This is a genomic window from Limnobacter sp. G6BE5S (assembly GCF_058448965.1).
The window spans coordinates 262464-275883 of the sequence record NZ_JBZFLM010000006.1 but is presented as its reverse complement, the minus strand read 5'-3'; the positions used below and the strand labels follow the sequence as shown (position 1 = coordinate 275883).

At 53.3% G+C, this 13420-nt stretch carries 15 protein-coding genes; 8 read left to right on the top strand and 7 right to left on the bottom strand.

Going from position 1 to position 13420, the window contains the following annotated elements; all coding sequences use genetic code 11:
- Window positions 1–45: 45 nt before the first annotated feature.
- The gene (gene msrA / locus ACVL1J_RS12845; protein ID WP_341236728.1) at window positions 46–654 is read right to left on the bottom strand and encodes a peptide-methionine (S)-S-oxide reductase MsrA; all 609 of its coding nucleotides are present in this window, start codon (window positions 652–654) and stop codon (window positions 46–48) included.
- A 117-nt stretch (window positions 655–771) separates the two neighbouring features.
- Here msrA and ACVL1J_RS12840 point away from each other — a divergent pair, with 117 nt between their 5' ends.
- From ACVL1J_RS12840 to pstS, 5 genes are all read left to right on the top strand, one after another.
- Window positions 772–2754: a peptidase U32 family protein gene (locus tag ACVL1J_RS12840; protein ID WP_341236727.1), complete on the top strand. Its 1983-nt coding sequence runs from the start codon at window positions 772–774 to the stop codon at window positions 2752–2754.
- 135 nt (window positions 2755–2889) lie between these two features.
- Window positions 2890–3840, top strand: a complete 951-nt coding sequence (gene pstC, locus ACVL1J_RS12835) for a phosphate ABC transporter permease PstC (RefSeq protein ID WP_159569111.1) — start codon at window positions 2890–2892, stop codon at window positions 3838–3840.
- 3 nt (window positions 3841–3843) lie between these two features.
- Complete coding sequence (gene pstA, locus ACVL1J_RS12830; RefSeq protein ID WP_159569110.1) at window positions 3844–4761, top strand: phosphate ABC transporter permease PstA; 918 nt, start codon at window positions 3844–3846, stop codon at window positions 4759–4761.
- A 22-nt stretch (window positions 4762–4783) separates the two neighbouring features.
- Window positions 4784–5560 (top strand): phosphate ABC transporter ATP-binding protein PstB, encoded by a 777-nt coding sequence (pstB, locus tag ACVL1J_RS12825; protein ID WP_159569109.1) that lies wholly within the window; start codon window positions 4784–4786, stop codon window positions 5558–5560.
- A gap of 152 nt (window positions 5561–5712) precedes the next feature.
- Window positions 5713–6753 carry a phosphate ABC transporter substrate-binding protein PstS gene (gene pstS / locus ACVL1J_RS12820; protein ID WP_256366105.1) on the top strand — a complete coding sequence of 347 codons (1041 nt, stop codon included), beginning with the start codon at window positions 5713–5715 and terminating at the stop codon, window positions 6751–6753.
- 117 nt (window positions 6754–6870) lie between these two features.
- Here the strand turns inward: pstS and ACVL1J_RS12815 are convergent, their stop codons facing one another.
- From ACVL1J_RS12815 to ACVL1J_RS12795, 5 genes are all read right to left on the bottom strand, one after another.
- The gene (locus ACVL1J_RS12815; RefSeq protein WP_159569108.1) at window positions 6871–7557 is read right to left on the bottom strand and encodes an MIP/aquaporin family protein; all 687 of its coding nucleotides are present in this window, start codon (window positions 7555–7557) and stop codon (window positions 6871–6873) included.
- A 7-nt stretch (window positions 7558–7564) separates the two neighbouring features.
- Complete coding sequence (locus ACVL1J_RS12810; RefSeq protein WP_341236726.1) at window positions 7565–8053, bottom strand: arsenate reductase ArsC; 489 nt, start codon at window positions 8051–8053, stop codon at window positions 7565–7567.
- Entirely contained in the window at window positions 8050–8550 is a 501-nt protein-coding gene (locus ACVL1J_RS12805; RefSeq protein WP_341236725.1) for an arsenate reductase ArsC, read from the bottom strand. The genes ACVL1J_RS12810 and ACVL1J_RS12805 overlap by 4 nt, the downstream gene beginning before the upstream one ends.
- A complete protein-coding gene (locus ACVL1J_RS12800; RefSeq protein WP_341236724.1) occupies window positions 8543–8878 on the bottom strand; it encodes an ArsR/SmtB family transcription factor in 336 nt (111 codons plus the stop codon). Before ACVL1J_RS12800 ends, ACVL1J_RS12805 begins: the two co-directional genes overlap by 8 nt.
- A gap of 72 nt (window positions 8879–8950) precedes the next feature.
- Window positions 8951–10150: an alpha/beta fold hydrolase gene (locus ACVL1J_RS12795; RefSeq protein WP_341236723.1), complete on the bottom strand. Its 1200-nt coding sequence runs from the start codon at window positions 10148–10150 to the stop codon at window positions 8951–8953.
- Window positions 10151–10384: 234 nt separating this feature from the next.
- On the opposite strand from ACVL1J_RS12795, the gene ACVL1J_RS12790 reads away from it, so the two are divergent.
- Complete coding sequence (locus ACVL1J_RS12790; protein WP_491665363.1) at window positions 10385–10579, top strand: hypothetical protein; 195 nt, start codon at window positions 10385–10387, stop codon at window positions 10577–10579.
- Window positions 10580–10603: 24 nt separating this feature from the next.
- Here ACVL1J_RS12790 and ACVL1J_RS12785 read toward each other — a convergent pair whose 3' ends face one another.
- Window positions 10604–11395 (bottom strand): PaaX family transcriptional regulator C-terminal domain-containing protein, encoded by a 792-nt coding sequence (locus ACVL1J_RS12785; protein WP_341236722.1) that lies wholly within the window; start codon window positions 11393–11395, stop codon window positions 10604–10606.
- Between the two features lie 111 nt (window positions 11396–11506).
- On the opposite strand from ACVL1J_RS12785, the gene ACVL1J_RS12780 reads away from it, so the two are divergent.
- On the top strand, window positions 11507–12517 hold the full coding sequence (locus tag ACVL1J_RS12780) for an MDR family oxidoreductase (RefSeq protein ID WP_341236721.1): 1011 nt from the start codon (window positions 11507–11509) through the stop codon (window positions 12515–12517).
- Window positions 12510–13415: a DMT family transporter gene (locus tag ACVL1J_RS12775; RefSeq protein ID WP_341236720.1), complete on the top strand. Its 906-nt coding sequence runs from the start codon at window positions 12510–12512 to the stop codon at window positions 13413–13415. The genes ACVL1J_RS12780 and ACVL1J_RS12775 overlap by 8 nt, the downstream gene beginning before the upstream one ends.
- Window positions 13416–13420: the final 5 nt, after the last annotated feature.

Sequence of the window (13420 nt, the reverse complement as noted above, 5' to 3'; positions counted from 1 at the left end):
AGCCGGATGTGATTGTTTTTCCTGGAGTTTGGCTTCTAGGTGTTGTTATTTGGGTTTGTAGCCCCACACCTCGTTCAAGCGATTTTCCCGGCCGCAGGTGGTTTTGTAGTACTGGTAACGCAATGGGTTTTTGCGATAAAAGTCCTGGTGATATTCCTCGGCTACGTAGAAGGGCTGGGCCGCTTCAATGGTGGTGTAGATTTTTTTGAATTTGCCCGTTCCTTGCAATTCTTCCTTGCTGCGTTTGGCTTGTTGGTGCTGCTCGCTGTTCAAGTAGTAAATCGCCGATCGATACTGCGCACCCACATCACAGAACTGACGGTTCTCGACTGTGGGGTCGATATTGGTCCAGAAGGCCTTCAACAGGGTGCTGTAGCTGACTTGTTGGGGGTCGTATTGCACCCTCACCACTTCAACATGGCCAGTGTTGCCTTGGCTGACTTGTTCGTAGGTGGGTGAGGGGGTGCGCCCGCCGGTGTAACCGGAATCGACTGATTTAACGCCCCTGATTTTCTCGAATGTCTCTTCCATACACCAGAAACACCCGCCCCCAAATATGGCTTCATCAAGCTGTTGGGCGTGTGCCACGGGTAAAAAGCTGGAAAGCCCCACCAGAAAGGTTGCGGTATTACGGGACCAATTTACCCATGTCATGCCAGGACTCCTTGCGCAATGTTCAAACTGATTGTGGCAAGCACCACGGTTTTGCTTTCATTCAGACCCGCTTTTTGAAATAATGTTCACCCTTTGCCTGAAAAGATTAGTGAAATCATGAGTTTGTTGCCGCACGAGTTGGAATTGCTAGCCCCCGCACGCGACGTTGAAATTGGTCGCCAGGCGATTTTGCATGGCGCAGACGCGGTGTACCTGGGTGGGCCGGTGTTTGGCGCACGCGCCAATGCAGCCAATTCGGTGGCGGATATTGCAAAACTGGTTGAGTTTGCCCACCGCTACCATGCGCGTATTTTTACAACCATCAACACCATTCTTCACGATGCCGAGCTTGAAGAGGCCCGCAAGCTGGTGTGGCAGTTGTATGACGCGGGTGTGGATGCCCTGATTATTCAAGACATGGGTTTGCTGGAAATGGACTTGCCGCCGATTCAGCTGCATGCCAGCACGCAGTGCGACATTCGCACAGTAGAAAAAGCAAAGTTTTTGGCCGACAGTGGTTTTTCCCAGCTTGTATTGGCCCGAGAACTGACAGTTGAAGAAATTACCGCCGTGCATGGCGCAGTGGGCAATTCAGCAACCATTGAGTATTTTATTCACGGTGCCCTGTGTGTGGCTTTTTCGGGGCAGTGTTATATCAGCCACGCCGAAACCGGGCGCAGTGCCAACCGGGGCGATTGTTCGCAGGCCTGCCGCCTGCCCTATACGCTGACCGATCAAAGTGGTGCCGTGGTGGCATTTGACAAGCATTTGCTGTCGATGAAAGACAACAATCAAAGCGGCAACCTGGAGCACTTGATTGATGCGGGTGTAAGGTCTTTCAAAATTGAAGGCCGGTACAAAGACATGGCCTATGTAAAAAACATCACGGCTCACTACCGCATTTTGCTGGACGAGATCATGGAGCAGCGCGGAGAGTTTACCCGCGCATCCAGTGGTGCTGCACGCCACTATTTCAGGCCCGATCCGGACCGCAACTTTCACCGTGGCTCAACCGATTATTTTGCCAGTGGCCGGAAAATCGACATCGGCGCCTTCGATTCACCCAAATTCATTGGTCAGCCCATTGGCCATGTGATTGCGGTGAATGACAAAAGCATCGACATTCAAACCAGCGATGAGCTGAACAACGGCGACGGCTTGAACTTCATGCGCAAACGCGAAGTGGTGGGCTTGCACGTGAACCGTGCCGAGAAACTGCACAGCAAAGGCGAAGGGCAGGCGGTGTACCGCGTGTTTCCCAAAGACACGATTGGCAGTTATGGCGGCCTGAAGGCTGGCTTGCCCATGCACCGTAACCGCGACCACGCTTGGGACATGGCGCTGACCAAAGAAAGTGCCGAGCGCCGAATTGGCCTTTGGCTAACACTGACCGAGTGGATGGAAGGCGATGTGTTGAAAGGCCTGCAACTTAGCCTGACCGACGAAGACGGCATTGCCACCACTGCGCAGGTTGAAATGGCGCTGGAGTTGGCCAAACAGGCCGACACGGCAGTAGAAAGCATTAAAACCCACTTGGGCAAGCTGGGGGGTACTGATTATTCCGCTTTGGGCCTGAATGTACACCTGAGTCAGCCCTGGTTTGTGCCGGCCAGTACTTTGAATGGCATGCGTCGAGACGCGATCGAGGCCTTGAACAGGGTGCGGATTGCGGCCTGGCAACGCCCTGCTCGCAAAGCGCCTGTGCAGCCCTATGTGGACTATCCCGAAAAGTCGCTCAGCTTTCTGGCCAATGTTTACAACGACAAAGCGCGTGAATTTTACAAAAAACATGGCGTGCAGATGATTGCGGCAGCTTACGAGGCACATGAGGAAGCTGACGAGGTGCCTGTTATGATCACCAAGCATTGTCTGCGATTTTCGTTTAATTTGTGCCCAAAACAAGCTAAGGGTGTAACAGGTGTGCAGGGGCAGGTGAAGGCCGAGCCCATGGTGTTGGTCAATGGTGATCAAAAGTACACCCTGAAATTCGATTGCAAACCTTGTGAAATGCACATCATGGGTAGAATGCGCAAAGACATTTTCAATAGCCCGCCTCCGTCGGTGGTGCCAATCACATTCATGAAGCGCAAGCCAGCATGAGGTTTTAGCCCACGGTTCCGTGCCGTGATATTCGATTTCACGGGTGTGTCAAATTTTTGTCATTTTTTTGTCATAATTCTTGGATACCCTTGCAGGTCTGCGTGAAACTTTCTGCTGGATTAATTACTTACCAATATGTCTGATACTTCGACGATCAAGGCCCCAACCAAGCGGGGCGACGCCATATTTGGCCTGTTAACCAGCGGAGCTTCTGTTTTCACTTTGCTGATGCTCGGTGGCATCATTGCCTCGTTGATTGTGGCCTCGTGGCCCACAATCACTGCGTTTGGCTTTGATTTTCTGTTTACCGCCAACTGGGATCCTCCCGTTGATGAATACGGCGCATTGGTCCCGATCTACGGCACCTTGGTCACTTCGCTGATTGCATTGGTGATTGCCGTTCCAATTAGCTTTGGTATTGCATTGTTTCTTACTGAGCTTTCTCCTCCCTGGTTGCGCCGCCCACTGGGCACGGCCATTGAGTTGCTGGCCGCGGTGCCATCCATTGTTTACGGCATGTGGGGCTTGCTGGTTTTTGCGCCAATTTTTGCCAAGTACGTGCAAGGCCCAATGAATGCCACCATTGGTCAGGTGCCTGTGATCGGTGCATTGTTTTCCGGGCCTCCCATCGGCATTGGTTTGCTGACAGCCGGTGTTGTGCTGGCCATTATGATCATTCCTTACATTGCCGCAGTAATGCGCGATGTGTTTGAAGTAACCCCTGTGATGCTGAAAGAAGCGGGTTACGGCATGGGATGTACCACTTGGGAAGTGGTGTGGAAAATTGTATTGCCACACACCAAGGTGGGTGTGATTGGTGGAGTTATGTTGGGCCTTGGCCGTGCCTTGGGTGAAACCATGGCGGTGACGTTCGTGATTGGTAACACCAATTATCTCAATGACATTTCCCTGTTCTCGCCCGGCAACAGTATCACTTCCGCCTTGGCCAACGAGTTTGCCGAGGCTGGCCCAGGTTTGCATACATCGGCCTTGATGGAGCTGGGCTTGGTTCTGTTTGTCATCACCTTCTTTGTGCTGGTCGCCTCCAAGCTGCTTTTGGCCAAACTATCGAGCAACGGGAGATAAAGCATGAGCAGCATTCATTCTGATCCCACTGTGACGTCCAAAGACTCCTCGGTGACTACTGTTGCCACGGATGAAAAAATGCGCGTGAAAATGCAGGCCAAGCGCAAACGGATCAACTCTTTCGCCTTGACACTGTCGCTGGCGGCCATGGCTTTTGGCCTGTTTTGGTTGATCTGGATTTTGTACACCACAGTGACCTTGGGCATTAATGGTTTGTCTTGGGACTTGTTCACTGAAATGACGCCACCCCCGGGTGTAGAAGGCGGTGGTTTGGCCAATGCCATTACCGGCACCCTTTTGATGGTGGGCTTTGCCACTTTGTTTGGCACGCCCTTGGGTATCTTGGCGGGTATTCACTTGGCCGAGTCCCGCAAAGACAACAAGCTGGCCAGCTCTGTCCGTTTCATCAACGATATTCTGCTGTCCGCGCCTTCTATCGTGATTGGTTTGTTTGTATATGCGGTCATGGTTCGCATCATGGGGCACTTCTCCGCCTGGGCAGGCGTTGTGGCACTGGCATTGATCCAGATTCCAATTGTGATTCGCACCACCGAGAACATGCTGCGACTGGTGCCAGATGCCCTGCGCGAAGCGGCCTTTGCCTTGGGTACACCCAAGTGGAAAATGGTCATGGCCATTACTGTAAAGGCCAGCTATGCGGGCATCATGACCGGCATTTTGCTGTCGGTGGCTCGAATTGCCGGTGAAACTGCGCCCTTGTTGTTTACAGCCTTGTCGAACCAGTTCTGGAACACCGACATGATGAAACCCATGGCGAACTTGCCAGTGATGATTTTCAACTTTGCGCTCAGCCCTTTCAAAGAGTGGCAGGAACTGGCATGGGCTGGTGTATTCCTGATTACTGCTGGCGTGCTGGTGTTGAATATCATCGCGCGTTCGCTACTGAAGAACTCGAAATAACTGACCTTTAAAGGCCAAGAATATGTCCACGATTGACGTTGAAGAAAAGATCAAACTTGAAGTGAAGAACCTGAATTTTTATTACGGTTCATTTCAGGCCTTGAAATCGGTCAACTTGAGCATTCCCGAGAAGAAGGTCACCGCATTTATTGGACCTTCAGGTTGTGGCAAGTCCACTTTGTTGCGCGTGTTCAACAAAATGTACGCACTGTACCCTGAGCAGCGTGCAGAAGGCCAAATCCTGATGGACGGTGAAGACCTGATCACCAGCAAGAAAGACATCGCTTTGATTCGCTCGAAGATCGGCATGGTGTTTCAGAAGCCAACACCGTTCCCGATGTCCATTTACGAAAACATTGCCTTCGGTGTGCGGCTGTTCGAGAAGTTGTCCAAAGGCGAAATGGAAGAGCGCGTGGAATGGGCGCTGACCAAAGCCGCCTTGTGGAAAGAAGTGAAAGACAAGCTGCACCAAAGTGGCAATGGCTTGTCGGGTGGTCAGCAGCAACGCCTGTGTATTGCACGTGGCATTGCGATCAAGCCCGAAATTCTGTTGCTCGACGAGCCTTGTTCGGCGCTTGACCCTATTTCAACGGCGAGCATTGAAGAGCTGATCACTGAATTAAAAGAGGACTACACCGTGGTGATTGTGACCCACAACATGCAGCAAGCTGCGCGTGTGTCGGATTACACCGCCTATATGTATTTGGGTGAGTTGATTGAATTTGGCGTAACTGATCAAATTTTCCTGAAACCCAAAAAGCAGGAAACTGAGAACTACATTACGGGTCGATTCGGTTAACGCGGCCTACAAGTACTTGACTTGTTTGCTGAAAAACCACATTTGGGTCGCCCGGTGTGGTTTTTTGACATTTATGTTATTGCCTTATATTTGTCATTATTCTGAAACATTGCTGCGGCATGATTGAGGCACTTTAATAAGTGAGGTGAAAAATGTTCAACATCAAAACAATCGCTACAGCGATTTCCGCAGGCGCCCTGGCCCTGAGTATGACTTCTGTGAACGCCGCTGAAATTACTGGTGCTGGCGCTTCCTTCCCCGCTCCTGTTTACGCCAAGTGGGCCGATGCTTATAACAAAGAAACTGGCCACAAGGTGAATTACCAGTCCATCGGTTCCGGTGGTGGTATCAAGCAGATTTCTGCAAAAACAGTCGATTTCGGTGCCTCTGACATGCCTTTGAAGCCAGAAGACCTGAAAGAAAAAGGTTTGATGCAGTTTCCAACCGTGATCGGTGGCGTTGTGCCCGTGGTGAATCTGCAAGGTATCGCCCCAGGCCAAATGAAGTTGTCCGGTGAAGTACTGGCCAACATTTACCTGAACAAGATTACCAAGTGGAATGACAAGGCAATTGCAGACCTGAACCCAGGCGTGAAGTTGCCAGCGCAGGACATCAGCGTGATTCGTCGTGCTGACGGTTCCGGTACAACCTTTATTTTTACCAACTACCTGAGCAAGGTCAGCGCAGACTGGAAGAGCACTGTTGGCGAAGGCACCGCAGTGAAGTGGCCAGTCGGTTTGGGTGGCAAGGGTAACGAGGGCGTGTCTGCTTTCGTACAACGCGTGCCCGGTTCAATTGGTTACGTTGAGTATGCTTACGCGAAACAAAACAAGCTGACGCACACACAGTTGAACAACAAGGAAGGTGAATTTGTTCAGCCTGATGAAGAGACTTTCAAGGCGGCTGCTGCAGGTGCCGATTGGTCCAACAGCTTCTACGAAATTCTGACATTGCAACCAGGTAAAGCCGCATGGCCCATCACCGGTGCTACGTTTATCCTGTTTCACACACAACAGGCTGACGCTGCCAAGGCTTCTGAAGTGTTGAAGTTCTTCAACTGGGCTTACGCCAAGGGCGACAAGTTGAGCTCTGACCTGGACTATGTTCCACTGCCAGATGCAACAGTCAAGCTGATCGAAAACGCTTGGAAGTCTGTAAAGTCGGACAACGGCAAGGCGATTGCACTGAAGTAAAAATCAACCCAGGTTGATCGGAAAAGGGTCCTTCGGGACCCTTTTCTTTTTTTGGATGTGGTTTCAGAGAAAACAAAGCCAGCACCCGAGACTTCAAAAACCGGATGCTGTGCTTGATCAAGCCGCCGGGTTGGGTGCCTGAGAAGTGGTGACTTCGCTGTTTGCACTGAAGGCTTTGTACAACACCAGTGCCAGCAAACCGCCCACCACTTCAAAAATCACGTAAGCGGGGACATCGGCTGGCGCAATGCCCGCAAAACTGTTGGAGAACTGGCGACCAAATGCGGCGGCCGGGTTGGCGAACGAGGTGCTGGAAGTAAACCAGTACGCAGCACCAATGTAACAGGCCACCATGCCAGAAACCCGTTCGGCCTTGGCCATTAGAATCACCAGCAGCAGACCCGCCGTGGCTACAATTTCCCCGGTCCAGATGCCCCAACCTGTGCGGGCCTTTTCAGAGAACTGAAACAGCTCCATGTCGAACATTTGGTGAACCAGTATGGCACCCAGAAATGCGCCTGCCAGTTGAACCACCACATAGGGCAGCAGTTCGGCACCGGGTTGGCGTTTTAGAAGCACCATGCCGAGCGTGACGACCGGGTTGAAATGGGCACCACTGATGGGACCAAACACCTCGATCAAAATATAAAGGCCAAACACGGTGGCCAGGGTATTGGCGATCAGGGCAATGCCGTTGTTGCCTTCTGACAGGTTCTCGGCCATGACGCCAGAACCAATCACAATGGCCAACAGCAACAGGGTGCCCAGAAACTCGGCACCCAAACGTTTTTGCAAGGAATACATGGTTGTTTTAACTCCGTGAAATGGCAGCCAGGGCGGTATTCAATTCCGCTGGGTTCATGGTGCTCAGCGGCAGCTGAATCAGCTGCATCATTTTGAATGCAATGGCTTGGCGGGTCAGCTCGAATGCGCGGGGCTTGTTTTCCTCTAGCTCGTTGGAGGGGTCGGGGTAGCCCCAGTGGGTTTTTACCGGGCTACCAGGCCAGTAGGGGCATTGCTCGGCGGCCGCACTGTCGCACACGGTAATTACAATGTCGATTTTTGGTGCACCGGGCTCGGTGAACACGTCCCAGCTTTTGCTGGTGTATTGGCTGGTGTCAATGCCCACATTGGCAAGCGCCTGAAGCGCGTATGGATTCACACGGCCACTGGGCGCACTGCCTGCGCTGAAGGCTTTGATGTCTTTGCCGTATTGCCGGGCAAGGTGATTCAGCATGCCTTCCGACAATACGCTGCGTGCAGAGTTGTGAGTGCAAAGAATGAGTACGTTGGTGCTCATGAAGATACTTTTCCTATTTGTTCGACTTCGTGTTGAATGGCTAATTTTTCGAGTGTTGCAATTGGCAGGGCAAGCATTAGCTCAATGCGCTTGCGCAGCAACAGGCCGACATTGCGGAATTCCTGAATGATGTGCTCGTGGCTGCCTTCGGCTTTGGCCGGGTCGGGGGCACCCCAGTGCGCCAGAATGGGTTGACCGGGCCACACGGGGCAAACCTCACCTGCGGCTTGGTCGCACACGGTGAATACGAAGTCCATTTTTGGTGCGCCAGGCGCAGCGAACTCGTCCCAGCTTTTGCTGCGTAGCGTGCTGGTGTCCATTTCCCACCGTTGCAAAATTTCAAGGGTGTAAGGGTTCACGCGGCCAGCCGGGAAGCTGCCTGCAGAATAGGCTTTGAACTGGCCACGGCCCAGTTGATTCAGGATGGCCTCGGCCAAAATGGATCGGGCCGAGTTGCCTGTACAGATAAACAGCACGTTGAATGTTTTGTCACTCATGGTGAGCCTCATTGTGGGCAGGGTGGGTGTTGGTGGCGCAGTTCCGACCTTCACAGCAGTTTTCGGTCAGGTAAGCAATCACGCCGTTCATGTGATCAAATTGGGCGCTGTAAATCAGATTGCGCCCGTCGCGAATGGGTTGAACCAAGCCCGCGTTGCTGAGTTCTTTCAAGTGAAAGGACATGGTGGCAGCGGGAATGTCCAGTTTTTCGCACAGCTGGCCAGGCGTGAGCCCTTCAGGCCCTGTGACCACGAGCGTGCGAAATACACGCAATCGAGATACGTGTGAAAGTGCGGCAAGCGCTTTGATAATATTTTGTTCGTCCATAATTCGATAATAATGGAAATATGGAATTATTTGATGAAACTTTTGTGACAGCGCACAAAAAATTGCGCTGAATCAGGCGGCGCGAGGGGGGCTTTCTTTGCGTGATTTAGGCGTGGGGGTTTCTGGCTGAGAATGACCCCGTAGCCAGTCAGCAGCTTTCTTCCACACGTGTTCTTGGGCTTGACTGCCCAAAATGACACCCATGTGGCCACCCGGGGCCAACAGAAACGATTTGTCTTTTGAAGACACCAGCATCAGGCTTTTCTTGGCCATGCTGCCTGGCACCAGGTGATCAGTTTCCCCGGCAAATACCAGCATATTGGCGTTGATATTGCCTAGATCAGAGATTTTTTCACCAATTTTGACTTTGCCTTGGGCCAGTTTGTTGTCCACTGCAAAGCGAACCATGAAATCGCGAAGCACACCGCCGGGGTATAGCGTCATGTTGTTGAGGTAATCGGCGGTGGTGGTGTGTTGTTCAACAAACTCGCGATCATTCAGCCGGGTCAGCAGGTCCCAATACGTGGTGATGCTGGCCACAGGCGCGGTGAGCTTGAAACCCAGGCTGACCATCCAGCCGGGTGGGCTGAACAGGGCGGGGTTGATTCGGTCCAGACGGAACTCGCTGTACTTGCGGACAAAGCGGGCGGTGACGTTCAGGGTGTTGGAGGCCACTGCCATGATGTTTTTGCCGTCGCGCAAATCTATCGGACTGGCCACGGTGACCAGGTTGCGAATGTTTTTGTCGTGCCCGTAACCGGCATACAACAAACACAGCAAGCCGCCCATGCACCAGCCGAACAGGGAAATCTGTTTGGAGTTGCTGTGCTCGCGCACGGCGTGGAGTGCTTGACCCATCATGTCATAGCTGTAGTCGAACAGGCCGAGATGGCCGTCTTTGCGCTCAGGCTTGCCCCAGTCAATCAAATACACCCGAAAGCCCGCTTCAACCATGGCTTTCACTAGGCTGCGGTCGGGCATCAGGTCGAATGTTTCTGTGGTTACGCCCAGTGGCGGCACCAACACCACTGGCACCGCGTGTTGGCGATTCTTGGGTGCTTCGATTTCACCGTCAGCCAGGCTGGCGCTTGGCGAGTTCTCGGCAGGCGCGTAATAACGCACCCGCATTGGCAGGTGTTCGGCGATGACTTCATATTCGGTTTTGCCCGATTGAATCAGGATTTCCTTGCGAAAAAACCAGTCCGCCGCATTGGTCGCGGTGTTGACGGCCAACTCGTTGATTTTCAGGGCGGTTTTGAATAGTTTTTTCACGGTTGCTGCAGTGCAATGTTGGAATGGTCGAAGTTTATACGCAGACTGTGGCGTTTCGGATGAGGGTTTACTCTAAATACTGATTTCTGATCGGAACTTGAAGGGTCACTGTTTGGGTTTCTTGCCACCTCAGCGTGGGTTGCCCGTTCCGCACTGAAAACCGCTGAATCCCTTTTTGAATTCATTCTTGCTCACCGAGCTCGGCAAAAGGGCGGGCCGAGTCTCGGTGTCGGCGTGAAGCCGAACGCTGCGATTAAACTCAAACGGGGCGGTTTTCTTGAAGTGCGTCCCAAGCAATCCCACTGCCGAGTTGGCTTGAACCGGCGCTCGCGAATCTCCACCACCGCGCAGCTCACCGCAGGGTTCACAGCCCAAGCTGATTGGGTGTTGAACCCTGATGAAAAGCCCACAAGAACCCCGGCTGACTGAGCTAAACAAATCTGCCGCTAAAAATCATCCTTCCATGCTCGCCCAAAGCCCGCCCCAAATCCGCATGCCCGCCTGGTCCACCTCGTCCACGGCGCTTAAAAACCGCTCCCGTGCCTGAACATTCACCCACTCTGCAGGTAGGAAGGGGTCATACACCACGTGTTTGATTGCTGTACCACCCAACAAAAATGACTCACGTGCGGCCACTTCAGGTTCTAACGAACCAGACCGATCAAGCCAGGTACGCATTTTCTTTTCTAGTTGCGTGTAATTGGTTTCAAGCTCTTTCGCATGCCAAAGCTTGGCGATTCGACTTTCCGTGTCTGTATCAAAGCCGCGAGCTTCAAAGACGGGCGCATCTTTCTCGAGTCCCAGTTTGTAAAGCCGATTGCGCACAGCTTGCAGGGTGTCTTCAATGTTGTTGGGTCGAATGAACAGGTGCTCGTTCAGGGGCTGAAAGCCCAACATCAACAAGGCTCGGGCACGGGCGCGTTGCTGTTTGGCTTCGTTTCGGGACAGTTTGTCTGCCTGAACAACAATGTAGCTGCCGTCCCAGGGGCGAACCCGGGTGCTGCGGGTGCGCCAGGCGGCAACGTCGTCGGCCAGTGTGTGTGCATCGTCGGTCAGCTGATACAGGGCGCGTCCAGCCGACTCGATCAGGCCTTCAGCGGAGAGTCGAACCAAGGCCACACGCGTGTTGTTTACGCTGATGTCGAAAATGCTGCAAGCGGCAATGGCCTGCTTGGCTGAAAGAGGGCGACCTTTGGATGCCAGCAACAGGTCGAGAATGAGGCTTTTGGCGGTGGGTTTGCGCACGATGTGATTGTTCTTCTAAGGCAAAGCTGAAGTGTATGCAAGGCTGGCGCAGCACGCAAATTTGATCGCTGGTTTGTGCGATCATTGCCTCACCCAGAATAAGGAGATGAAATGATCAGGGCATGGATTTCCCGGGCAGCCGACCAAACGCAGGCTGAGCTGGAAACTTTGGATGAGTCTGAATTCGCAGGGCAGGATGTGGTGCTGAAGTTGCATTACAGCTGCCTGAATTACAAGGACGCTTTGGCTTTGACCCACACTGCCCCCATTGCGCGCAAGTACCCCATGGTGCATGGCATTGATGCGGTGGGCGAGGTGATTGAATCGAATTCGGACCAATGGCCAGTGGGCACGGTGTGCCAGGTGAACGATTGGGGTTTGGGTGAAACGCATTGGGGTGGCTTGGCTGAACGGGCCAGCGTGCCTGCTCAGTGGATTTCTCCGATTCCGGAGGGCCGCAGTGCACGGTGGGCCGCCGCTTTGGGTACGGCGGGCTATACCGCTGCCCTGTGCGTGATGGCTTTGCAGGATCACCCCCTGAAACCTGAAGACGGTCCAGTGCTGGTGACTGGGGTAAGTGGCGGTGTAGGCACGGTGGCTTGCCTGCTGCTTCAGCATTTGGGCTACGAGGTGGTGGGCTTGACGGGTTCAATCGATGCCATGGGTGAGCCTGTGTCTGAATCGGCGGCCAAGCATTTTGAACGTTTGCAGTTGGGTTCTACCCACTTGATTCACCGTGAGTCCATGTCCCGCCCCGGGAAACCTTTGCAAAAAGAACAATTTGCCGCCGTTGTGGATAGCGTGGGCAGCCACACTTTGGTCAATGCATGCGCCCAAACCAGGTACGGTGGTGTAGTGGCCGCGTGTGGTTTGGCGCAGGGCATGGATTTTCAGGGCAGTGTAGCCCCCTTCATTTTGCGGGGTATTACCTTGCGCGGCATTAACTGTGTATACCGCACCCACGCTGAGCGTGACCGTGCCTGGAGCATGTTGGCGCAAGCTTTGGGTGAGTACGATCTGGATTTCATGATCAAGGAAGTGCGCCTGGCGCAGGCTTTGGACAGTGCGCGGCTTGTGTTGGCCAATCAATTACAGGGGCGCGTGGTGGTGAACTGTGCCTGAGAACCGGGCTTGGGCTTTGCCGTATCTGGCCCTGGTTTTGAATGCCTTGGTGTGGGGCGTTTCCTGGTGGCCATTGCGTGAATTGCAAGGCGAAGGATTGCACCCGTTGTGGTCCTCGGCTGCAACCTACTTGTTGGGCGCTGTGGCCATGTTGTGCTTCATGCCCAAGGTGTTGGGTGAGTTTGTTCAGCACAAAGCGCTTTGGTTGCTGGCTTTGGCCGCTGGCACCACCATGGTGGGTTTTAATTGGGGTGTGTCGATTGGCGAAGTAATTCGGGTGGTGCTGCTGTTCTACCTGATGCCAATCTGGGCGGTGTTGTTGGCGCGGCTGATATTGAAAGAGCCGATCACTGGCAGGGCTTTGATTCGGGTTGCTCTGGCGTTTGCGGGTGCTGTATTGCTGTTAAGCCCAAATGGAACTTTGGGCTTCCCGGTGCCATCGAATTTGGCAGAAACTTTGGGTTTGATGGGCGGTGCGGCGTTCGCACTGAACAATATCCTGTTGCGCCACCAGGCTGAGCGTACGGCTCAGGCACGTTTGTTTGCCATGTTTGTAGGCGGTGTTGTAGCGCCTGCGGCAGTGGCTGCTGGCCTGGCGGTGTGGTTGGGTGAGGGCAATTCGATTGTGCAATGGCCGGTGTCGCCCGGTTTATACGGCGGTGTGGTGTTGTTGGGCTTCACCGTTTCTTTGCTGGTGGCCAACTATGGTTTGCAGTACGGTGCATCGCGATTGCCAGCCAATGTAACCTCGGTGGTGATGTTGTCAGAGGTGGTGTTTGCAACCTTGTCTGCAATTTTATTGACCAACGAGGTACTGACCCCGCAAGTTGGAATTGGTGGCGCCATGATTTTGCTGGCGGCTGCTTTAAGCGCGCTTGAAAGCAGGGACGCGCATTGATTGGG